This is a genomic window from Humibacter ginsenosidimutans, assembly GCF_007859675.1.
Lineage (GTDB): Bacteria > Actinomycetota > Actinomycetes > Actinomycetales > Microbacteriaceae > Humibacter > Humibacter ginsenosidimutans.
In genome coordinates this window covers 3605886-3628302 of the sequence record NZ_CP042305.1, presented here as the reverse complement: position 1 = coordinate 3628302, position 22417 = coordinate 3605886, and the positions used below count along the sequence as shown (strand labels likewise).

19 protein-coding genes and 1 pseudogene are annotated in these 22417 nt (G+C 68.0%); 6 read left to right on the top strand and 14 right to left on the bottom strand.

Annotated elements, in window-relative coordinates; translation table 11 throughout:
• The first annotated feature begins 30 nt into the window (after positions 1 to 30).
• Positions 31 to 504, top strand: a complete 474-nt coding sequence (locus FPZ11_RS16755) for a cupin domain-containing protein (RefSeq protein ID WP_146322193.1) — start codon at positions 31 to 33, stop codon at positions 502 to 504.
• A 333-nt stretch (positions 505 to 837) separates the two neighbouring features.
• Here FPZ11_RS16755 and rplL read toward each other — a convergent pair whose 3' ends face one another.
• Together rplL and rplJ are read right to left on the bottom strand one after the other, a co-directional pair.
• Positions 838 to 1230, bottom strand: coding sequence for a 50S ribosomal protein L7/L12 (gene rplL, locus FPZ11_RS16750; protein ID WP_146322192.1), 393 nt, complete (start codon positions 1228 to 1230; stop codon positions 838 to 840).
• Between the two features lie 71 nt (positions 1231 to 1301).
• Complete coding sequence (rplJ, locus tag FPZ11_RS16745) at positions 1302 to 1817, bottom strand: 50S ribosomal protein L10 (protein WP_146322191.1); 516 nt, start codon at positions 1815 to 1817, stop codon at positions 1302 to 1304.
• Between the two features lie 636 nt (positions 1818 to 2453).
• Between rplJ and FPZ11_RS16740 the strand changes: the two genes are divergently transcribed.
• Together FPZ11_RS16740 and FPZ11_RS16735 are read left to right on the top strand one after the other, a co-directional pair.
• Positions 2454 to 4178 carry an MDR family MFS transporter gene (locus FPZ11_RS16740; RefSeq protein WP_146322960.1) on the top strand — a complete coding sequence of 575 codons (1725 nt, stop codon included), beginning with the start codon at positions 2454 to 2456 and terminating at the stop codon, positions 4176 to 4178.
• An 8-nt stretch (positions 4179 to 4186) separates the two neighbouring features.
• Positions 4187 to 4663 carry a MarR family winged helix-turn-helix transcriptional regulator gene (locus FPZ11_RS16735; protein WP_168203888.1) on the top strand — a complete coding sequence of 159 codons (477 nt, stop codon included), beginning with the start codon at positions 4187 to 4189 and terminating at the stop codon, positions 4661 to 4663.
• 32 nt (positions 4664 to 4695) lie between these two features.
• Here FPZ11_RS16735 and FPZ11_RS16730 read toward each other — a convergent pair whose 3' ends face one another.
• The 3 genes from FPZ11_RS16730 to FPZ11_RS16720 form a co-directional block, all read right to left on the bottom strand.
• Positions 4696 to 5547, bottom strand: a complete 852-nt coding sequence (locus FPZ11_RS16730) for an NAD-dependent epimerase/dehydratase family protein (RefSeq protein WP_146322189.1) — start codon at positions 5545 to 5547, stop codon at positions 4696 to 4698.
• Positions 5548 to 5648: 101 nt separating this feature from the next.
• Positions 5649 to 7367, bottom strand: a complete 1719-nt coding sequence (locus FPZ11_RS16725) for a sensor histidine kinase (RefSeq protein ID WP_246846332.1) — start codon at positions 7365 to 7367, stop codon at positions 5649 to 5651.
• 47 nt (positions 7368 to 7414) lie between these two features.
• A complete protein-coding gene (locus FPZ11_RS16720; protein WP_146322188.1) occupies positions 7415 to 8176 on the bottom strand; it encodes a response regulator transcription factor in 762 nt (253 codons plus the stop codon).
• A gap of 183 nt (positions 8177 to 8359) precedes the next feature.
• Here FPZ11_RS16720 and FPZ11_RS16715 point away from each other — a divergent pair, with 183 nt between their 5' ends.
• Positions 8360 to 9934 (top strand): ABC transporter permease, encoded by a 1575-nt coding sequence (locus FPZ11_RS16715; RefSeq protein WP_146322187.1) that lies wholly within the window; start codon positions 8360 to 8362, stop codon positions 9932 to 9934.
• 64 nt (positions 9935 to 9998) lie between these two features.
• Positions 9999 to 10670 (top strand): ABC transporter ATP-binding protein, encoded by a 672-nt coding sequence (locus tag FPZ11_RS16710; RefSeq protein ID WP_146322186.1) that lies wholly within the window; start codon positions 9999 to 10001, stop codon positions 10668 to 10670.
• A 5-nt stretch (positions 10671 to 10675) separates the two neighbouring features.
• Here FPZ11_RS16710 and FPZ11_RS16705 read toward each other — a convergent pair whose 3' ends face one another.
• The 5 genes from FPZ11_RS16705 to FPZ11_RS16685 all read right to left on the bottom strand — a co-directional run bounded on the left by FPZ11_RS16705 (position 10676) and on the right by FPZ11_RS16685 (position 16295).
• Positions 10676 to 12205, bottom strand: a complete 1530-nt coding sequence (locus tag FPZ11_RS16705) for an inositol monophosphatase family protein (RefSeq protein WP_246846330.1) — start codon at positions 12203 to 12205, stop codon at positions 10676 to 10678.
• Positions 12202 to 13176, bottom strand: a complete 975-nt coding sequence (locus tag FPZ11_RS16700; RefSeq protein WP_246846697.1) for an ABC transporter ATP-binding protein — start codon at positions 13174 to 13176, stop codon at positions 12202 to 12204. Before FPZ11_RS16700 ends, FPZ11_RS16705 begins: the two co-directional genes overlap by 4 nt.
• 99 nt (positions 13177 to 13275) lie before the next feature.
• Entirely contained in the window at positions 13276 to 14178 is a 903-nt protein-coding gene (locus FPZ11_RS16695; protein WP_246846328.1) for an ABC transporter permease, read from the bottom strand.
• Positions 14178 to 15128 carry an ABC transporter permease gene (locus tag FPZ11_RS16690; protein ID WP_146322184.1) on the bottom strand — a complete coding sequence of 317 codons (951 nt, stop codon included), beginning with the start codon at positions 15126 to 15128 and terminating at the stop codon, positions 14178 to 14180. The genes FPZ11_RS16695 and FPZ11_RS16690 overlap by 1 nt, the downstream gene beginning before the upstream one ends.
• On the bottom strand, positions 15129 to 16295 hold the full coding sequence (locus tag FPZ11_RS16685) for an extracellular solute-binding protein (protein WP_146322183.1): 1167 nt from the start codon (positions 16293 to 16295) through the stop codon (positions 15129 to 15131).
• A gap of 298 nt (positions 16296 to 16593) precedes the next feature.
• On the opposite strand from FPZ11_RS16685, the gene FPZ11_RS16680 reads away from it, so the two are divergent.
• On the top strand, positions 16594 to 17355 hold the full coding sequence (locus FPZ11_RS16680) for a GntR family transcriptional regulator (protein ID WP_146322182.1): 762 nt from the start codon (positions 16594 to 16596) through the stop codon (positions 17353 to 17355).
• Between the two features lie 6 nt (positions 17356 to 17361).
• Here FPZ11_RS16680 and FPZ11_RS16675 read toward each other — a convergent pair whose 3' ends face one another.
• The 4 genes and pseudogenes from FPZ11_RS16675 to iolB form a co-directional block, all read right to left on the bottom strand.
• Positions 17362 to 18519, bottom strand: coding sequence for a Gfo/Idh/MocA family protein (locus FPZ11_RS16675; RefSeq protein WP_168203887.1), 1158 nt, complete (start codon positions 18517 to 18519; stop codon positions 17362 to 17364).
• Positions 18510 to 19412: a sugar phosphate isomerase/epimerase family protein gene (locus FPZ11_RS16670; RefSeq protein ID WP_146322180.1), complete on the bottom strand. Its 903-nt coding sequence runs from the start codon at positions 19410 to 19412 to the stop codon at positions 18510 to 18512. The genes FPZ11_RS16675 and FPZ11_RS16670 overlap by 10 nt, the downstream gene beginning before the upstream one ends.
• Before the next feature lie 155 nt (positions 19413 to 19567).
• Positions 19568 to 21465 (bottom strand): annotated as a pseudogene (gene iolD, locus FPZ11_RS16665) (3D-(3,5/4)-trihydroxycyclohexane-1,2-dione acylhydrolase (decyclizing)).
• A gap of 27 nt (positions 21466 to 21492) precedes the next feature.
• A complete protein-coding gene (gene iolB, locus FPZ11_RS16660) occupies positions 21493 to 22398 on the bottom strand; it encodes a 5-deoxy-glucuronate isomerase (protein WP_146322179.1) in 906 nt (301 codons plus the stop codon).
• Positions 22399 to 22417: the final 19 nt, after the last annotated feature.

Sequence of the window (22417 nt, the reverse complement as noted above, 5' to 3'; positions counted from 1 at the left end):
TGGCCGCCACACCCCGACCGAGAGGACATCATGACCGGCAAGTACGAGCACCTGATCGTGCGCCACATGGGCGACACCAGCGACGACCTCGTCAACGAGGGGGCCGTCGCCACCGGCGAGCCGCGCCCCGACCACATCGGCGACGCGTTCGCCCTGATGCGCGCCGAAGACGTGCCCGAGGCGAAGCTCCACATGACGTATTCGTGGATCCTCCCCACCGAAGAAGGCAGCCACTGGGTCAACGAACACGAGCACGACTACGACGAGGTGCTCGTCTTTCTCGGCAGCGACCCGGAGAATCCGCACGAGCTGGGCGGAGAGGCCTACCTCTGGATCGAGGGCGAGAAGTACACGATCGACACCTCGGGAGCGGTCTACATCCCGGCGGGCACGCGGCACTGTCCGCTCGACTGGGGCACGATCACCAAGCCCATCCGGTTCAACGCGATCTCGCTCTCCGGCGACGGCAACTACGCGTCCGACGAGAACGTGCCCAAGCCCTGAGCCGCCACCTCGACCGGCCGACCAGGCATCCGCCCGCCGTCCGGTTCCGGCCACCGCCTGGCGGTCTGTTCCGCCACCGGCCGCCGCCCGGTTCCGAGCACCGGAGTGAGAGCGGTTGCGCACCGGATACCGGAGGTTTTCGCCGGTGCTCAGCGACTCCTCCGGTTCTCGTGACGGGGTGGCGCAGCCCGCGCAGCCCGCGCCGCCCAGCCTGCCGGCCTCACCCGTGCCGTAAGGCGACGAAGGGCGCCACCCTTGAGGGTGACGCCCTTCGCGTTGTCTGCACCACGACGCCGAGACGTCGCGAAGCGGATGCCCCTGCCGGGGCGGGGATTACTTGAGCGTGACGGTCGCGCCGGCCTCTTCGAGAGCGGCCTTCGCCTTGTCAGCGGTCTCCTTGTTCGCGCCCTCGAGCACGGCCTTCGGAGCGCCGTCGACGACGGCCTTCGCCTCGCCCAGACCGAGGGAGGTCAGCTCGCGCACGACCTTGATGACCTGGATCTTCTTGTCACCGGCGGCCTCGAGGATGACGTCGAAGGAGTCCTTCTCCTCAACCTCTTCGGCAGCGGCACCGGCGCCACCGGCGGCCGGGGCGGCAACGGCGACGGGCGCAGCGGCGGTGACCTCGAAGGTCTCCTCGAACGCCTTGACGAACTCCGACAGCTCGATGAGCGTCAGACCCTTGAACTGCTCGAGCAGCTCCTCGGTGGAAAGCTTTGCAGCCATTTTCTTCTCCTTGGTTTCTTGTCGTTACTCACCGCGGCGAGCATCCTGAAGCCCGAACGGGCCCTGGATGCCTACGCTGCGGACTCCTGCTTCTCGCGCAGCGCGTCGACCGTGCGAACGGCCTTCGACAGCGGTGCGTTGAACAGATATGCGGCTCCGAACAGCGAGGCCTTGAAGGCACCGGCCAGCTTGGCCAGCAGCACCTCACGGGACTCGAGGTCGGCGAGCTTGCCTACCTCTTCGGCGGAAAGGGCGGCACCGTCGAAGTACCCGCCCTTGACCACGAGAAGAGGGTTCGCCTTGGCGAAGTCACGAAGACCCTTGGCGACGTTCACGGGGTCACCGTGCACGAAGGCGATCGCGGACGGTCCGGCGAGTTCGTCGTCGAACGCCGAGATGCCGGCGTTGTTCGCCGCGATCTTGGTCAGCGTGTTCTTCACCACGGCGTAGGTCGCGTCTGCACTGATAGACCTGCGGAGCTCCTTGAGCTTCGCAACAGACAGACCGCGGTACTCGGTCAGCAGAACGGCGGTCGAGCTCTTGAACTTGTCTTCGAGCTCGGCAACCGTGGCTTCCTTGTTCGCCATGGCCACTCCTCTTGATACGAGACGCGCGGCGGATGCCCCGCGTCGCCCCTGACCGCGGAAATCAAAAAACGCTCCATGCGCAGGCACGGAGCGTGTCGGATGCCCGCACAAAGCGCACATCGTCTCGTTCTTCACCTGCGCAGGCCGTCTCGAACAGGCTCCGCACCGGGGTGCGTCGCGCTCGAGAACCTTCGATCGACGTGCGAGCACGCCGATGACCGGCGGTCTTGGGCTCCATCAAGGGTACGCGACGAATCACGGATGCCCAAATCGGGTCACCTCCACCACCCCGCCGTGCTGGAAATCGGAGTCCTGCGCCGACACGCCGCGCGGCGGGGTCGACGCGCCGGCACAACGACCGGGGTTCCGATTTTCGGCACGGCGGTTTCGCGACGCGCGCCTGCCGCGCGCTCCTCGACAGGCGAAGCCGGCACGACGGAACAGTTGACCATCCGCATTAGTTGACAAACGCTAAGTAAATAGACATAGTTGACATCTATCAACGGACTGGGGCGCAGTGTTGAGCAACAGGCATCCACTCGCGACCCGTTCATCGATCACCGTTTGGAGTTCTCACCCATGACACATGCCGTCGACAAGACGACACCCACTGCACCGGGCATCGGCGCACCGAAGATGTCTCACCGCCAGGTGCTCGAGGCGCTCTCGGGCCTGCTGCTCGGCATGTTCGTGTCGATCCTGGCCGGAACCGTGGTCTCGACCTCGCTGCCGAAGATCATCGCCGATCTCAAGGGCGACCAGACCGCGTACACCTGGGTGGTCGTCGCGACGCTGCTCGCCACCACGGTCACCACGCCGATCTGGGGCAAGCTCTCCGATCTGTTCAACCGCAAGCTGCTCATCCAGCTCGCGCTCGCGATCTTCGTCATCGGCTCCGCCCTCGCCGGTTTCTCGCAAGACACCACCATGCTGATCGGATTCCGCGTGCTCCAGGGCGTCGGCGCAGGCGGCCTCACCGCGCTCAGCCAGGTGATCATGGCCGACATCATCAGCCCGCGCGAGCGCGGCAAGTACATGGGCATCTTCGGCGCGATCATGGCCATCGGCACCGTCGGCGGCCCGCTCATCGGCGGACTGCTCACCGACTCGGTGGGCTGGCGCTGGAACTTCTACGTCGGCGTGCCGTTCGCCATCCTCGCAATCATCCTGCTGCAGGTCACGCTGCACCTGCCCAAACGGCCGAAGGCCAAGGTCTCGATCGACTACCTCGGTGCCGTGCTCATCGCGGCAGGCGTCTCGATCCTGCTCATCTGGGTGTCGCTGGCGGGTCAGCAGGGCCAGTTCGCATGGGCATCCGCCACCAGCTTCTGGATGGTCGCAGGCGCTGCAGTCGCGCTGATCGCCGCGGTGCTCGTCGAGCTCAAGGTGAAAGACCCCGTCATCCCCATGCGGCTGTTCAAGAACCGCACGTTCACGTTCTCGGTCATCGCGAGCATCTCGGTGGGCGTGGCCATGTTCGGCACCTCGGTGTTCCTCGGCCAGTACATGCAGCTCGCCCGCGGCGCGACACCGACCCAGTCCGGTCTGCTCACCCTGCCGATGATCGCCGGCCTCCTGGTCTCCTCCGTCGTCATCGGTCAGATCATCAGCCGCACCGGCAAGTGGAAGGCCTTCATGGTGGTGGGCAGCGTGCTGCTCATCGTCGGGCTCGTGCTGATGGGCACGATCGACTACGACACCGACTACGTCGTGCTCTCCGTCTACATGTTCGTGCTGGGCTGCGGTGTCGGCATGGTCATGCAGAACCTCGTGCTCGTGGTGCAGAACGTGGTCGCACCAGCCGAGATGGGCGTCGCGAGCTCGGCTGTGACCTTCTTCCGCAGCCTCGGCGGCACCGCCGGCGTCTCGGTGCTCGGCTCCATCCTCGGCACCCAGGTGGCCGACCACCTCGCCGACAAGGGTGCTGAGCTGACCGCCGCCATCATGAAGCTCGGTCCCTCCGGCCTGGAGATCGCGAAGTCGCTGAAGGCAGGCACGATCCCGAGCGTGTCGAGCCTGCCGGAGAGCATTCGCGTCATCGTGGAGTCGGCATACGGCGAGTCCGTGGCGTTCGTCTTCCTGGTGGCCGTGCCGCTGGCCGTGGTGACTCTGGTCGCCGTGTGCCTGCTGCCGAACAACCGTCTGGGCAGCAAGACCACCATCGAGCGCCTCGCGGAGGAGAACGCCGCCGCCGGCTCCGGCATCGACTCGGAGAGCGTCATCGCCGCGGCAGCAGCAGAGGTGATCGACGACGCCGAGGCGCTCATCGCGGCCGAACCCCTCGAGTCCGCCGAGGCGATCGCCGACGCGCACGGCGCGCGTCGGGCCGACTCGGAGTCCGGCGAGCACCCGTCGCTATGATTCCGACCATGACCGAGACCGATCACGTCGCCGACGCCTCCGTGCCCTCCGGTACCGGTGATCTCGACGACGCGATCGTCTCGGTCGAACGGGAGTTCGGCGCCCTGTTCGTACAGCTGCGCAACCGCATGCGATTGCAGGCCCAGGAGCTGCATCCGCAGGTGCAGCCGTTCGGCTATCTGATGCTCAGCGCCCTGCTCCGCTCCGGCCCGATGCACGCGGGGGCTCTCGCCGAGGCGCTCTCCGCCGACAAGTCTCTGGTGAGCAGGCAGGCATCCCAGCTCGAACAGCTCGGGCTGCTCCGCAGGGAGCAGGACCCGGCCGACCGTCGCGCCACCTACTTCACGATCACCGACGAGGCGCGCGGCCGACTCGACCGCATCATCGGCAACAACCGCCGGGAACTGCGCGCCGGACTCACCGGCTGGAACGTCGAGGACGTGCGAGTGTTCGCCCGCCTGCTGCATCGCATGAACGAGTTCTGAGCCGTTCGCCCCCGCCGCGCGTCTGAGACGTTCTACACGTGCTCGCGCCAGGAGTGCTGCGGCGCGTAGCCGAGCAGCCGCCTGGCCTTGTCGATCGACAGCATCGTGTCGTGCTCGCCGAGGTCGCGGTTGACGCGCACGTCGGGAAACTCGGCTGCGGCGAGCTCCGCATTGGAACGATCGGAGACCGTGTCTGCGGCCGCGATGATGAAGGCCTCGAAGCCCGTGGCATCCGACTCGAGCGCCTTGAGGATGGCCTGGGCTCCGTCGCGCGCGTCGATGTAGCCCCACGCGTTCCAGCGCCGGTTCTTCGGGTCGACGTCGTATCCGGGGAAGGCCGCGTAGTCGTCGGGGTCCATCACGTTGGAGAACCGCAGCCCGAAGATCTTCAGCGTCGGATCCCAGCGCGTGAACTCGCGCGCCATCGTCTCTTCGAGGTGTTTGACCAGCGAGTAGGCCGACTCGGGGCGCCCGGCGTACTCCTCGTCGATCGGCAGGTAGGGCGGGTCCTGCAGGAAAGGCAGCCCGAGCACGGTCTCGCTCGACGCGTACACGATGTTGCGGATGCCGAGCGTCCTTGCCGCCTGGAACACGTGGTAGGTGCTCGAGATGTTGTTCTCGAACGTGGCAACGTCGCTGCGGATGCCCGGCGCCGGAATCGCGGCAAGGTGCACGATCGCGTCGTAGGGCTGCGTCGTCGCACCGTCGCGCACTCCGGCGAGGGCGTCGATCACCTGCCCGTAGTCGGTGAGGTCGACCTGCAGGAAGCCGGGGCCGCGAGTGCCGGTGATGTCGAGGGAGATGACGTCGTGGCCGGCTTCGCGAAGCACGCGCACTGCGGTGCGTCCGAGCTTGCCCGTTCCTCCGGTGAGAGCGATGCGCATGGCGTCAGTCTTCCACCGGCGGCGCGGATGCGTCGGGCCGGTGGCCGACAGAGCCCACGCGGGCCGAGCTCCGGCTCCCGAACCCGCCGGGGCACCACGACCTACTGCTGCGGATCGACCTGCTGCGGATCGACGCTCGGCGCTTGCTCGCCCTCCAGTGCGGCCATCTCCTCCGGCGTGAGCTCGATCACCGACTCCTCGGCATCGGCCGCTGCGGATTCTCCGATCGGAAGCGTCACGGTGAACACCGTGCAGCCCGGCTCGCTCTCGACGGCGACCTCCCCGCCCTGCGCCCGCACGACGGCCTGCACGATCGCGAGACCGAGCCCCGTCGAGCCGGTGTGCCGCGCCCTCGACGGGTCGCCCCTGGCGAAGCGCTCGAAGAGCACGGGCTGCAGCTCGTCGGGGATGCCGGGCCCGTTGTCGGTGACAGTGACCACAGCCCGCTCCCCGTCGACGCGCAGCGCCGTGTCGACCACCGTGCCCTCCGGAGTGTGCACGCGCGCGTTGGTCAGCAGGTTGGCGAACACCTGGTGCAGACGCTTCTCGTCACCGATCACGGCGACCGGCTCCGGCGGAAGGTCCACGTTCCAGGTGTGCCCACGGCCTGCAGCGTGAGCATCGGACACCACGTCGATCACGAGCCGTGACAGGTCGACCGGATCGTGGTCGAGCTCGCGACCCTCGTCGAGCCGGGCGAGCAGGAGCAGGTCTTCCACGAGGTCGGTCATGCGATCCGCCTCGGACTCGATGCGCGAGAGCGAACGCGACGCGCTGTCGGGCAAGGGCTCCGGGGCCCTGCGGGTGAGTTCCGCATAGCCGCGGATGGAAGCGAGCGGGGTGCGGAGCTCATGGGAGGCATCCGCCACGAACTGCCGCACCTTGTTCTCGCTGGCCTGTCTGGCCGTGAGTGCGGATGCCACATGCCCGAGCATCTGATTGAACGCGGCCCCCAGCCGCCCGACCTCGGTGTGCTGGTCGGTGTCCTTCTCCGGCACACGTACGGCAAGGGCCACCTCGCCGCGATCGAGCGGCAGACGAGAGACCTCGGTCGCCGTCGCGGCCACGCGCGCCAGCGGACGAAGGGCGAGCACGACGATGAAGGTTCCGAGGGCGCCGGCCAGCACCACGACCACCAGCGTCACGAACAGGATGATCGTGAGCAGTTGGGTGGTCGTCGCCGTCACGTTCGACAGCGGCAGGCCGACGAGGAGCTCGGCCGAGCCCGGCAGCTGCACGGCCACGAATCGGTAGTCCCCGAGCGCGGAGCCGAGACCCACGTCGGTGGGCTCGCCGTTCGCCGGCACCGTCGCGATCTTCTCGTTCTCCGCGTCGGTGAAGACGTGCTGCGTCGCATTCGGATCGTCGTTGAGCGAGAACGACACCATCTCGCCCGACGTCGTCACGACGGAAACCACCGTGGCAGGCGGCAGGCCGGATGCCCGTCCGACCGAGCCCGCGAGCTGCTGCGCCGTGATGCCGCCCTGCTGCACGATGGCCTGCACCGCGACCAGGCGCCCGCGCTGTGCAACGCTCTCCAATTGACGATCGAGCTGTCCGACGAGATAGCTCCGAAGGAACAGGGCGCTGACGAGGCCGACGACCACGCCGAGCACCGCCACCAGCGCGACGACGGAGAGCACGAGCCGCGTGCGCAACGTGACGCGGCTCAACGGCGTGAACAGGTCGCGCACCCGGTCGCGGAATCGGCGCGGGGACCGACGCATGGCATCCGGCTCTGCTGGTCGCGGCGGCATCGCGGCCGCCGAGTCCGTTTGCTGTCCGTCGGGTGCGGCCGACGTCGGTGTCTCGTCGGTCACGGGATGCCCTTTCGTCGTTCGGCGTTGAGGTGGCGGGACGCCGAGCGCTACTCCGCGGCCTTCACCATGTAGCCGGCGCCGCGCACGGTGTGGATCATCGGCGTACGGCCGGCGTCGATCTTCTTGCGCAGGTAGGAGATGTAGAGCTCCACGACACTGGACGTGCCGCCGAAGTCGTAGCTCCACACCCGGTCGAGGATCTGCGCCTTCGAGAGCACGCGGCGCGGGTTGCGCATGAGGTAGCGCAGCAGTTCGAACTCGGTGGCGGTGAGCGAGATGGGCTCGCCGGCGCGCGTCACCTCGTAGGAGTCCTCGTCGAGCACGAGATCGCCGACGATGATGCGCGGGTCCTGCGTGTCGGCGATGAGCGCACGGGAGCGTCGCAGCAGCGAGCGGAGCCTGGCCACGAGCTCCTCGAGGCTGAACGGCTTGGTGACGTAGTCGTCGCCGCCTGCGGTCAGGCCGGCGATGCGGTCATCGAGCGAGTCCTTCGCGGTGAGGAACAGCACGGGCGTCTCTCCGCCGCCCTCACGCATCCTCGCCATCACCTGCAGCCCGTCGATGTCGGGAAGCATGATGTCGAGCACGACGGCGTCGGGGTTGAACTCGCGGGCGAGCGTCAACGCCTGCTGTCCCGTCGCGGCGGACTTCACCTCCCAGCCCTCGTAGCGCAGGGCCATCTGAAGCAGATCGGTGAGGGTGCGCTCGTCGTCGACGACGAGGATGCGGATCGGCGAGCCGTCCGCGTGGTGAAGGGGCGCTGCGGTCGGGCGCAGGCCGTGCTCGGAGGCGGTGACTGGGGTGGACATGCTCCCATTATCAAGCGCAGAGTTCGAGCGACCTGTGCCCTCCTTATGCGCAGTCTGAGAGTCGGCCATCCGGCTCTCATGTTCCGAAGAGATGCCACGAATTACAAGGTCAACCCACAAGTTCGCCATAGCGACGGCACATCGCGGATGCCTACCTTGTGCTCGACCCCCACGGAGGACCTCATGTTCGGAACCTACTTGCGCCGAGAGCTGCTCGGCCGACGCAGGCAGACCATCATCATCGCCATCGGCATGGCGTTGGCGATCGCGCTCGTCATCATCGTCAACTCGGTCGCGGCCGGCGTGAAGAACGCACAGGCGCAGGTGCTGCAGTCGGTCTACGGGGTGGGCACCGACATCACCATCACCAAGCCGGTCAGCGCGCCCACCGCGGGCGGCGACCAGGCACAGGGTCCGCGCTTCAACTTCGGCGCCAACTCCGGCACCAAGTCGAGCGACGGCAGCCGCAAGGTCGACTCCTCGCGATTGAGCGTCGGCTTCGGCACCAACGTGATGAACGAGACCAAGCTGACGGCCGTGAAGAAGACCTCGGGCGTGGCAGCGGCATCCGCGGTGCTCTCGCTGCAGAACACGAGCTTCAACGGCACCCTGCCCGACTTCAGCCAGCGCAGCCAAGGCGGCCAGGGCGGCTTCGGGCAGAGCGGCAGCGGGGGCACCCAGTCCGACACCGGCGGCGCCGACGGCAAGGGCGGCAGCTCGTTCCAGGTGAACTCGTTCAGCGTGATGGGCATCACACCCGGCGCGAAAGCCGTCGGCCCGGTCGCCTCGACCGCGCTCGCGAAGGGCCGCACGCTCGCTGCGAGCGACGCGGGCAAGGATGTCGCCGTGCTCGATTCGAGCTACGCCAAGTCGAAGAGCCTGTCGGTCGGCGACACGCTGAGCGTGGGCGGCAAGGACTTCAAGGTGGTCGGCACCGTCAAGCCGACCGGCTCCGACTCGGCCACTGCCGCCAACGTCTACATCCCGCTGGATGTCGCCCAGAGTCTCTCGACCGAGAAGGGCAAGATCTCGACCATCTACGTCTCAGCCCAGTCGGCGAGCGACGTCGACTCGCTGAAGTCAGCGCTGCAGAAGTCGGTCCCCGGCACCACGGTGTCCACTCAGGCGGACCTCGCCTCCAGCGTCTCCGGCTCGCTCGGCAGCGCGGGCCAGCTGGTCTCCAACCTCGGCACCTGGCTCTCCGTCATCGTGCTGGCGGCGGCGTTCCTGATCGCCATCCTGTTCACCATCTCCGGAGTCACTCGCCGCACCCGTGAGTTCGGCACCCTGAAGGCGATCGGCTGGTCGAACCGGCGCATCGTCGGCCAGGTCGCCGGCGAGTCCGTCGTGCAGGGTGTCATCGGCGGTGTGGTCGGCATCGTCGTCGGCCTGATCGGCGTGCTGGTCGTGAACGTGATCTCCCCCACCCTCACGGGCGGAGTGTCGAGCGGCGGCTTCGGCGGCGCGCTCGCCGACGGCGCACGCCGAGCGTTCGGCGGCGAGCGGACGGGAGGCGGCGGCGCGGTGTCGACCGGAGCACCAGGCGCAGGTTTCGGGGGCGCAGGCGGCTTCGGCGAGGCGGCCAGGTCCGCGGCGAGTTCCGCATCGACCCAGGTCGACCTGAGCGCACCGATCACCGTGTGGATCATCGTGATCGCCGTCGCGCTCGCCGTGCTCGGCGGACTGCTGGCCGGCGCGATCGGCGGATGGCGGGCATCCAGGCTGCGCCCGGCGGAGGCGCTGCGTTCGGTGCAGTAGCGCGCCGACGAGCACAGCACAGCGGCAGATCTCCACGCACTCGGCACGAACGAAGGACCACACGATGTACAAGCTGAAGAACGTCACGAAGCAATACCCGGGCAAGGGGCGCAAGGTGACGGCCCTCAACGACGTCACGCTCGAGATCCCCGACGGCCAACTCGTGGCCATCCAGGGTCCGACGGGCGGCGGCAAGTCGACGCTGCTGCAGATGCTCGGCGCCCTCGATCGACCCACCTCCGGCACGGTCGAACTCGAGGACTCCAGCCTCGGCAAGCTCGGGGACGGCAAGCTCACGGGCATCCGCGGCAAGGAGATCGGCTTCGTCTTCCAGGGCTTCAACCTGATCCCGACGCTGACCGCGCTCGAGAACGTCGAGACCGCGCTCGTTCCGCTCGGCATCTCGGCATCCGAGCGTCGCGAGCGGGCCGTCAAGGCACTGGAGTCCGTCGGACTCGGCGACCGCGGTGACCACCGGCCGTCTGAGCTCTCCGGCGGTCAGCAGCAGCGCGTCGCCATCGCGCGCGCCCTCGTGAAAGAGCCTGAGGTGCTGCTGGCCGACGAGCCGACGGGCAACCTCGACGAGGAGACCCGCGACGAGATCATGGAGCTGCTCGAAGGGCTGTGGCGCGACCGCGGGCTCACGCTCGTGATCGTGACCCACGATTCGGCCGTCGCACGACGTGCGCAGCGCCGCCTGCACATCAAGCAGGGCAAGGTTCGCGAGGTCGCGTAGGGCGGTCAGGAACCGGGATTCGCGGCGCGGGCTTCCGCCCACAACTCGGAGATGATCCCGGCGGCGGCCGGCGTGGCGGACAGGATGCCTCCGCCGGTCGGGAAAAGCGTGGGCTCGCCCTGCTCGTCGAGCACGACACCGCCCGCCTCTGCCACGATCAGCGCTGCGGCGAGATGGTCCTCAGGTCCGAACCTGCCGATGACGGCACCGACTCCCCTGCCCGCCGCGACGCCCAACAGCGTCATGGTGCCCGATCCCATCACCCGCATCGTGCAGTAGCGATCGCCGAGGCGTTCCAGAAACTCGAGCATGCCGGGCCACGGGCGGTGATTCGCGAGCTCGGTCGACACGATCTTGCCGATGAGCGCGTTCTCGTCGGCCGGCGCCTGCGCGAGGGCGAGCCGCTCGCCGTTGCGGAACGCGCCCCTGCCCCGTGCAGCCTCGAACAGTTCCTTCCGCCACGGGTCGCCGACCACGCCGACGATCGGCTCACGGTCGATGACGAGCGCGAGGGAGAACGCCGTCCACGGCACGCCGTTCGCGAAGTTCGCCGTGCCGTCCACCGGGTCGAGATACCAGCAGGGCACCCCCGGTCGAGCCTCGCCGCCCATCTCCTCGCCGACGAAGTCGTGGTCGGGAAAGTGCAGTCCGACGATCTCGCGCACGTGACGTTCGACGGCGACGTCGACCTCGGTCACCAGGTCGGCGCCGTCCTTCTTGGTGGAGACAGTGCCCGGGTCCGTCGAGCTCGTGTAGTCGATGGCCCACGTGCCGAGCTCGCGCGCCACCATCATCGCGCGTTCGACGTCGAGCGCAGCACCGGCATCCGCCGTGCCCGCCTGCTCGTCGGCGATGGTCTCCTGAAGCCGCGTCAGCCGATTCGTCGTCACCGTGTCCACTCCCATCCGCGCCACCCAGCGCATCGTCCACTCGTCGTCGACCGTCCACACGGTCACCGTGCAGCCGAGGCCGTGGATCTGCTCCACCAGCTCGGGCGTCATCGCGACGACCTCGGTGTTGATGCACTCCGGAGCCAGCTCGGCGATCTCGTCGGGACGCGGTGCACGGGGCGCGTCCCACGGCATCCAGATGCGTGCCGTCGGGTCGAGCGAGCGGATCGTGCGCATCCCCTCGATGTCCCCGCACCAGGCGACCTCCACGCCGCTGGCCGCGACGACGGCGAATGCCGGCGCGGCCAGCTCGGGCGCATCCATGTCGACGAGCAGGGTCGATGCCGTGTCGCCGAAGAGCTCGAGCACCTCGCTCAGGAGCGGCGGACGGTCGTCCCGGTCGCCGAGCAGACGGATGCGATCCAGCGCCACCTCGGCCACCGGCTCCGGCACGCCCCACAGCCGCTCCAGCGTCGGATCGTGCAGCACGACGACCGCCCCGTCGGAGGTCACCCTGACGTCGATCTCGACGAACTCGGCGCCGGAGCGGATCGCGGATCGGATCGCGGGGAGCGTGTTCTCACGAAAGCGAGACGAGTCGCCGCGGTGAGCGGATGCCGCCACCCGCGTGCGCGCCGTGGTCACCGTACGGCCGCCTGCTGCAGCACGCCGTCGACGAAGGTCATCGCCTTGTCGATCCGCGCGAAGCCCTCTGCCCCGACCGCGGGAATCTCGCCCGTGACGTAGGCGCGCAACGTGGCATCCTGCCGCTTGAGGTAGAGCTCGTAGAAGTGCCCGCGCGGGATGACGCGCTCGACGGTGGCGGGCAGCGCGCCCGCCACCCGCTGCACGCTGAAGTGCACGTCTTCGGGACGCACGCCGGTGATCTCGTCGCCCGGCTCGATGGCCCCGTCTCGATAGTTGCCCTCGATGCGGTTCATCGTGCCGATGAACGTGGCGACGAACGTCGTCTTCGGATGCTCGTAGAGGTCTTCCGGCGTGCTGTACTGCTCGATCTTGCCCGCGTTCATGACCGCGATGCGATCAGAGATCGACATCGCCTCGTCTTGGTCGTGCGTCACGATGACCGTGGTGATGCCCAGCCTCTGCTGGATCTCGCGGATGTCCTCGCGGACCTTCACGCGCAGCTTCGCGTCGAGGTTGCTCAGCGGCTCGTCGAGCAGCAGGAGATCGGGCTCCTGCACGAGGGCACGCGCCAGCGCCACTCGCTGCTGCTCACCGCCGGAGATCTGTCCCGGTCGTGAGTCGCGGTGGTGCAGCAGGTTGACCAGGTCGAGCACGCTCTCCACGCGCTGCGTGATCTCGGCCTTCGGCAGCTTGCGCAGCTTCAGGGGAAAGGCCACGTTCTTGAAGACGGTCATGTGCGGCCAGAGCGCATAGTTCTGAAAGACCATCGCGCTCGGCCGGCGCTCGGCGCCCAGGTGCGTCACGTCTCTCCCCGCGACCCTGATGGTGCCGCTGTCGGGGGCGAGGAACCCGGCGATCATGCGCAGAGTGGTGGTCTTGCCGCAGCCGGAGGGCCCGAGCAGGGAGACCAGCTCTCCCTCGCCGACCGTGAGGTTCAGGTCGTCGATGATGCTGCGTCCGCCGAGCATCTTGTTGAGGCCGCTGATCTGCAGGCCACCGGCCGATGGCTGTACGGCGGCCGCCTCGGTGCGCTGCACCGTGTCGTGCGATGTGCTCACGCGCATCCCCTAACGGATCTGGAAGCCCTCGGCCAGCTGCCCGCCCATGATGTGCTTGCGGGCGGCCAGCATGAGGACCACGGATGGTATGGACAGCAGGATGGAGAACACGGCGGCCACCTGCTTCGGGTAGTTCAGCACCAGCGTGTACATCTCCGTCGGCATCGTGAAGTACTGCGGTGCACCGACCAGGTACGTGCCCTGCGCCTCGTCGAAGGCAGCGAGGAACGACATCACCGCGGCCACGAGGATGCCCGGCAACGCCATGCGCAGCGTGATCGTGAAGAAGACCCTGAGCTTCGACGCCCCCGCATCGCGTGCCGCCTCCTCGAGGCTGCGCGGCACCCCGGCGAACGCCGCAGCCGGGATCCACGTCATGAAGACGATGGTGCCGAGGATCTGCACGATCACGATGCCGACGACCGTGTTCATCAGGTTGAGCGCGTAGAAGAGCGAGGCGAGCGTGGCGAAGAGCCCCATCTTCGGGAACGCGTTGGTGGCGAACAGCCCGACGAGAAAGGTGCGTCGGGCGAAGAAGTCGTGGCGCGCGAAGGCATAGGCGGCAGGCAGGCAGATCACCGCAGAGCAGATCACCACGATCGGCGAGATCACGAGCGAGTTCTGCACCGCGGCCCCCAGCGCGGGATCGCTGAAGACCGTGCTCCACCAGCGCATCGTCCAGCCGTCCGGCCAGAGGTTCGGGAACGTCCAGGTGGTCGCGAAGGCGTGAACGGCCAGCCAGAGCAGCGGCCCGAGGATGAAGACCACCATGAAGACGACGAAGACGGCGATCAGCACCCTTCCGAGCACCGCACCGGCTCGACCGTCCGACCGCCTGACCGTGCCGCTTCCCAACCGTGCGCGCGTCTCATCGGGGGCGACCGGAGCGACCCGTTCCGTGGTCATGGCCATCACACCCTCCCCTGTTCTTTGGCGCTGCGGAAGTTGGCCCACACGTAGAAGGCGCCGATCGCTCCGGCCGCGATGAAGATCGTGAACGCCATCACGATCGACTGCTGCGGCTCGTTGTACGACGTGAAGTAGTTGGTCAACGTCACCCCGAGCATGGTCGGCGAATTCGGGCCCGTGAAGTACGGAACGGTGAACGATCCGATGACGCCGATGGCGGTGAAGGTGCCGGCGATGACGATCGGGATGAACGCCATCGGCATCATGATCGAGTACGCGATGCGCACGAAGCCGGCACCGGCATCCCGCGCCGCCTCGATCATCGCGTCGGGAATCGCCTGGAACCCGGAAGCCACCATCAGCACCGCGAACGGCAGCGAGGTCCAGACCGAGCCGATCACGATCGCGATCACGGTGTAGCCCCAGGTGGGCCCCTGAAGACCGACGAGTGCGAAGACGCTGCGCACGAAGCCGTCACCGGAGTAGAAGGTCAGGATGGCCCAGGAGGCGATCACGACCGGGATGAACAGCGGCACGACCGCGAGCCCGGAAAGCAGGTTGGCCAGCCAGCCGCCGCGCATCCGCAGGTACAGGCCGATCCCCATCGCCATGAACAGCACGACCACCGCGCTGACCACGGTCACGACGACCGTCACCAGCAGGTCTTGCAGGAACTGCGCGTTGGAGAAGACGTCGGCGTAGGCGGCGAACGTGCCCCACCAGTTCTCGGCGTGATGCACGTTCAGCCCGATCATCGCGACGATCGAGTTCAGGCCGCCGGTGAACCCGAGGCTGAACCCGAGCGCGAGCACGACCGGGAAGCCGACGAACAGCAGGACGAGCAGGATCGGCGGCAGCGCCATCACGAAGCCGAGCGGCGAGAGCCGCGAAGCCCTCCTGGCTCCGCGGCTCCGCCGAACGCTGCTGCCTGGCGCGGCGGCGTTGACCACCATCTACTTGCCCGGCACCTTCTGCGACCACAGCTTGTTCACGTCGGAAACGGTCGACGCGAAGTACGACGGGCGCAGGTGCGCGATGTCGGCATCCTTGAACTGGGTCTGGATGTCCTGCGGCAGCTTGTCGAGGTTGATCACCGGGTACCCGGCCACGTCGTTGGCGATGATGGCCTGCGCCGACGGCGTCAGCAGCCACGATGCGAGCTTCAGTGCGCCGGCCTGACGCGGCGACGCCTTCGGGATTCCGAGGTAGGACGCGCCGCCGGTGAGCGCCGGGTCCGAGATCTGCGTGTAGGCGATGTTGCTCGGGATCTGCCCGTTCTTCTTGCCGGTCACGAACTGGTCGGACCAGACAGGCACCATGTCGATCTGCCCGCTGGCGAGCAGGTCGAGGGCCTGGTTGTTGCCGTTCGGGTACACGCCCTTCTGGTACACGTACGGATTGAGACTCGCCAGCGTGGAGAAGCCCTGATCCCACTTCGACTCGAGGTCGGGGGTGTAGGTCGTCTCCATCTTCTCCTGGTCGGCAGCCGACAGGTACTTGTCGAGCACGGTGGTCACGAACGACTGGCCGCTGCCGCCCGAGTCAGGCGAGTTGTACGTGAACTTGCCGGGATGCGCCTTGATCCACGCGAGCAGATCGTCGAGCGTCTTGGGCGGGGTCGGCACCGTCTTCGTGTTGTAGGCCAGCACAACGGAGGAGGCACGATAGGGGATGCCGTCGTGTCCGCCCGCCTTGGTGATCGCGGCGGGCACGTCTTTGAGGCCGGGCAGGTTCTTCGTGTCGACGGCGGTGAGCAGGCCGCTCGCGGCGATCTGCGAGACGAAGCCCGCATCGACGATGTCGTAGCCGGGATCCTTCTTCTGCACGGTCGCTGCTGTCAGCTTCGCCACGGTCTGCTGGTCGTGCAGGCCGTGCAAGTCGAAGTCGACCCCGACCTGGTAGCCCGGGTTGGCCTTCTCGAACGCCGGGATCAGATCCTTCTGCCACAGGTCTTGAATATTGGTGTCGGCGCTGATGAAGACGGTGAGCTTCTTGCTCGCGCTGTCCGAGCTTCCGCCGCCTCCCGTCGATCCGCCCGAGCTCTGCACGCAGCCCGCCAGCACGAGCGCGGCAGCAGAGACGGCCGCAGCGGCGACAACGAAACGATGAGATTGCTTCACTGCTGTCCTCCTGATGTTTCGCGGCGAGCAACCCCTGACGGGACTGTGAGCCTCACCGCATGTCGGTCATCCCAGACCGTTCGTCGCGGCGCGTCACACGTCAGCATCGTTGCTACTTTGTTAGAACTTACTGACATCGCAACAACAGGTCAAGGGCTTGGCACCGATCCTGAACAGCGAGTCTGAACCGGCGCTTTCCACCCCCTGACCGAGGGGTTTCCACGGGGTGAACCAGGCGCCGATGATAATGTCACTACATACTCATCAATGCCGGTGGCGACATCTGGAGAGGAGCGGGATGGCCGCGAACGAACAGTCCCTGCCGACCGAACTCTTCATGGACATCGACCGCTCCGGCCCGATCCCGCTGTACTACCAGGTCGCCACCCGCATCGAAGAAGCCATCAGGAGCGGCCGCCTGCCGACCGGAGCGCGCATCGAGAACGAGGTCGCGCTCAGCGAGCGCCTCGGGCTGTCGCGTCCCACCGTGCGGCGCGCGATCCAAGACGTCGTCGACAAGGGCCTGCTGGTGCGCCGACGCGGCATCGGGACGCAGGTGGTGAACGGCCAGGTCACCCGTGAGATGGAGTTCACGAGCCTGCAGGAAGACCTGCTGCGCGCCGACCGGCATCCAACGACCACACTGCTTCTTCGCGAGGTCGTCGAGGCGGATGCGACCATGGCTGAACGGCTCACGATCGAACAGGGATCGCCCGTGCTCCATCTGCGTCGGCTCCGCGGCGCCGACGGAGCTCCGCTCGCCCTGCTCGAGAACTTCCTTCCAGGCGACTTCGTCGACCTGCCTGCCGAGGACCTCGACCAGTACGGGCTCTACCAGGTGCTTCGCGCGCGCGGCACGACGCTGCGGGTCGCGAGACAGCGGATCGGCGCGCGGCGCGCGACGACCCAGGAGAGCAAGCTCCTCGACATCGAGCGCGGCGGCCCCGTGCTGACCATGGACCGCACGGCATTCGACAATTCGGGACGCGCGGTCGAGTTCGGCCATCACTGCTACCGGCCGGACCTCTACTCCTTCGAAGTCACGCTCGTCGACAAGTAGATCCGGTCACGCGAGCCCGATCACTCGTCGGCGAGCTCGCCCTCGACGGCGACGCCCTGCGACGCGGCGAGCGCGCGGGCGATCTTCTGTCCCGTGACGACGTCCTCGCGCCCCCTGCTCCGACCCGGTCGGCGGCACGACGCCCTCCGTCACCATGCGATGGAAGGCGACGAGCTCGGTCTCGAACGCCTCCGTCACGTCACGGACGACCTCGACCGACTCACCCACTCCGTCGCTCGAGACGATGCGCAGCTCGGTGGGCGCGTTCAGCAGGTACGGCACCGTGAACTCCAGCTCGAGCGAGCCCGTCGTGTGGTGCACGGTGACGGTCTCCCGATAACGCGGATAGTCGGCGAGGTAGTGCCAGTGCACGTGCACCCGCGCGTCGCCTGCGAGCGTGCCGGAGATCTCGATCGAACCGGGGTCGTCCTGGGTCGCCCAGAGGGTCGCGTTCTGCACGTCGCGGATCGAACCGAACAGCGACCGCACGAGCGAGATGTCGTGGATCAGGCTGCCCAGCACGACGTTGGCGTACAGCGCGCCGAAGTCGGCCGGGGCCGACCCGAGCGCAGTGCGGAGGGATGCGCGACCCGCCTCGAGCACCGCGGCGAGCGCCTCGGGATCGGCGTCGCGAACCGGCTCGCGCAGATTCGCGAACGCCAACTGGGCCGTCGAGCTGGGGTGCAGCACCTCGACGTCGACGTAGCGGAGGGTGGATGCCTCGGGCAGCCGGTCGGCGAGCCGGCGCACGGCGGCGTCGTACTCCTTCATGTAGCCGAGCAGCAGCAGAGGGCGCCCGGCCTGCGCCTCGACCTCGCGCAGCCTGTCGATCTCGGCCAAGGAGTAGGCGAGCGGCTTCTCGCAGAACACGGCGACGCCCCGGCGCACGCATTCGGCGGCATCCTCGCCATGCGATCCGCTGGTCAGCAGGAGCACGCCGTCGAGCTCCTCGGCGTCGAGCATGGCGCGCAACGTGACGTGACGGTGCTCGGCGGGCACGCCGAACCGCTCGCCGATGTTCGCGCGAGCCGTCGCGGAGAGATCGGCGACGGCGACCAGGTCGAACAGGTCCCAGCGCCTCTTCACGAGTGGGAGGTGCACCGACTGTGCGACGGCGCCGAGGCCGGCGACGCCGATGCGGAGGGGGCGGAGCTCTACAGCCACTTCTTCAATGCCTCTCGGTTGGTGTGGTGGTCGCGGGCGATCTGATCGGGATCGTCGCCCAGCTGCGGAATGGTGTCCTGCTCGACGATCAGCCAGCCGTCGAAATCGTCGGCGATCACCTCGTTCATGATGCCGTCGAGGTCGAGATCTCCCTCGCCGAACGGCACGAAGGCCCGTCCGGCCCACACGGCGCGCATGTCGCCCTTGCCCTTGACGACCTCGTCGAGCACGGCGACCTTCGCGTCTTTGAGATGCAGGTGGTTGATGCGCTGACGCCACCGACGCCATCCGGTGAGCGGGTCGCCGCCGCCGAGAAGAAGGTGTCCGGTGTCGAAGGTGAGACCGACATCCGTGCGCGACAGCAGCTCGTCGATCTCGTCCGGCGTCTCCACGTAGGTGCAGGCGTGGTGGTGGAAGGTCGGCTCGAGGCCTCGAGCGCGCACGTGTTCGACGGCGCGCATCACGTTGTCGGCGTAGGGCTTCCACTGCTCGTCGGTCAGCGCGAACTCCGGACCTCCACCGGGATTCGCCTGCCGCACGGCCGACCCGCTGCAGGCGAGCGTGGGCAGCGGCAGACGCTGCGGGGATGCCTCTGCTGCCTCCACGAAGACATCCAGAATGCCGTCGAGCTCTGCGAACCGCTCGTCGAAGGCCCTCTGATCGGCGTAGGGCAGGTCGATCCAGCCGCCGGCGAGCTCAAGACCGTGGCGGGCGAGCCGTTCGCGTAGCTCGGCGCCGCGACCGAGAAAGCCGACGGGACCCATGTCGACGCCCACGTAGCCGGTGTCCTGCAGAACCTGGCACACCGTGTCGGGGCCGGCGAGCTCCACGCCCTCCTCCGGCCTGAGCTCGAAGACACCGAAGCTGACGGGCGCTCCCGCAACGGGGATCATGTGCTCTCCTCATCGATCGCAGCAGACGATCGCGAACCTCGAGCCATCGTCATTTGTTCGGACATATTATCATTCTTGGATATCGCATTCGAGCTTCCGTCGCCTTCGAAAACCCCGTCTTCGCGGAGTGACGCGCGACGAGGCCGCATGCCCGATCAGCCCAGCAGCGGGCGTTGCGCCGTGCGCTCCTGCTCATAGCGACGCCTGGCGTCCTGCGTGCTCTCCAGCGTCGACACCGCTGCGACGGGCACGTCCCACCAGCCTTCGCCGTCGGGGGCGAACAGCATCGGGTCGCTGGCGACGTGGATGAGCGTCGCGGTCTCGGATGCCTTGGCCCGGCCGACGGCTGCCTTCAGGCGGTCGATCACATCGTCACCCGGTTCGACACGGATGACGTCGACGCCGAGGCTGGCCGCGTTCGCCGCGAGGTCGACCGGCAGCCGCCGCCCGGCGTCGACATCGTTCCGCTCGTCGTCGCGATAGCGATAGGCGGTGCCGTAACGGCCCGTTCCGACGGTGTCGCTCAGCGCCCCGATCGAGGCGAAGCCGTCGTTCTGCACGAGCACGACGATCACCTTGATGCCCTCGGCGACGGCGGTCACGAGCTCGGTGTGCATCATCAGATAGGAGCCGTCGCCGACCATGATGATGACGTCGCGGTCGTCGACCGCCCGTTTCGCACCGATGCCTCCGGCGATCTCGTAGCCCATGCACGAGTACGCGTACTCGACGTGGTAGCCGAGGTCGTCGTTCACCCGCCAGAGCTTGTGCAGGTCGCCCGGCATCGAGCCGGCGGCGCACACGACGGTGTCACGCGGATCGGATGCCCGGTTCACCGCCCCGATGATCTCGGACTGCGCCGGCAGGGCACGCCCGCTCGGCTTCTCGGCGGCATCCACCGTCGCGTCCCACGCCGCCTTCTCACGGGCTATCCGCGTGCGGTACTCGGCGGACGTGCCGAAACCGGTGAGCGACTCGCGCAACGCGTCGAGCGCCTCGCGCGCGTCCGCCACCACCGGCACGCTGCCGCCGAGCTTGAACGCGTCGAACGCGGCGATGTTCACGTTGACGAACGCGACGTCCGGGTTCTGGAACGCCGAGCGCGAGGCGGTCGTGAAGTCGCTGTACCGGGTGCCGATCCCGATGACCAGGTCCGCTTCCGACGCGAGCCGATTCGCCGCCGTCGAGCCGGTGGAGCCGACTCCCCCAGAGCGAGCTCGTGATCCCACGGCAACGATCCGACCCCGGCCTGCGTGGTGGACACCGGGATGCCCGTCTGCTCCACGAATGCGCGCAGCGCGGCCGCGGCGTCCGAGTAGAGCACGCCACCTCCCGCGACGATCAGCGGCCTCGTGGAACGACGGATGGCGGCGGCCGCGCGGGCGAGGACCTCGCGCTCCGGCGCCGGGCGCCGGAGGTGCCACTCCCGATCTGCCAGGAATTCGGCGGGAACCTCGATGACCTCGGCCTGCACGTCCTCTGGCAGCGCGATGGTGACTGCCCCGGTCTCCGCCGGGTCGGTCAGCACCCGCATCGCCGACAAGGCCGCCGAGAAGAGCTGTTCGGGCCGCTCGACCCGATCGAAGAAACGAGACAACGGCCGGAACGCGTCGTTGACCGACAGGGATGCGTCGTGCGGCAGCTCGAGCTGCTGGAGCACCGGGTCGGCGACGCGCGTCGCGAACGTGTCGGAGGGCAGCAGCAGCACGGGCAGACGATTGGTCGTCGCCAGGGCGGCGCCCGTGAGCATGTTGGTCGCTCCCGGCCCGACCGACGATGCGCAGGCGAAGGTGCTTAGGCGTCTGCGCATCCGTGCGAAGCCGACGGACTCGTGCACCATCGCCTGCTCGTTGCGCGCCTGGTGGTAGGGCATCGCGCTCGGATCCTCGAGCGCCAGCTGCTTCAGCGCCTGACCGATGCCCGCGATGTTGCCGTGGCCGAAGATGCCGAACGTGCCGGCGATCGTGCGTTCGCGATGCTCGCCGTCCACCGTCCATTGGTGGGCGAGGAACGACACCAACGCCTGGGCGACGGTCATGGACTGCGTGGTCATCGTTGTGCTCCCGTGATCTCGTGTTCGTCAGTTCGAGCGCGTGTAGGGCAGGCGTTCGTCGATGCGCTGCCCTTGCCATTCGGCTCTCACCCAGGCGTGCGCAGGGTCGTCCGTGATGTTCCAGACGCGCTCGGCGCCAGGGCCGGCCATGACGTTGAGGTAATAGAGGTCGTATCCCGGTGCGGCGGCGGCAGGGCCGTGGTAGCCGAACGGCACGAGTGCGACGTCGCCGGAGCGCACCATCGCCGAGGTGTCGATCTCGCCCGCCTGAGACGAGTAGGTGCTGAAGAGCCCGAACGGCTGCGCCGCCGCCATCGCCTCGGCTCCCCTGGCCACCGCCGCTTCGAAGTAGTAGATCTCCTCGAGCTCCGACTCGACGCCCGGCACGTGCTCGTCGTGCTTGTGGGCCGGGTACGACGACCAGTTCTCGGCAGGGGTGATCACCTCGCACACGATCAGCTTCGCGGCATCCAGCGCCTGCGGCGTGCCGAAGTTGTGCACCTGGCGGCTCGAAGCGCCTGCTCCCCGCAGCTCGACGGGCACGTCGTCGCGTTCGATCCGGCACGTCGGCCTGCGGTCGGATGTCGGCGCCTCGGCGACAGCGACCCGTCCCGTCCCGGAGAGCACCGCGGCGTCCCCGACGCCGAGGTACAGCGTGTCGGTCGGTCCGTCGAAGACGTCGGCGCGTCCCGCGAGGTGCTCGTGCCTGCTGCCGCCCTCCGCCCCGACGAGCGCCACGTGGACCTCGCCCGCGAGAGGCACGACGATGCGCTCGACCTCACCGGCCGGCAGCTCGAGCTGCGCGCCGTCCTCGAGGCTGCCGACGCGCAGGCCGGTGTGCCGCCAGCCCGGGATGCCGTCATCCACGACCGTCTGCCAGCCGCCGCGGGCGAGCGAGCCGGCGGGGAAGAACCATTCGTTGCTGCGCTGCATGTCGCTCGTCGCCTCCTCG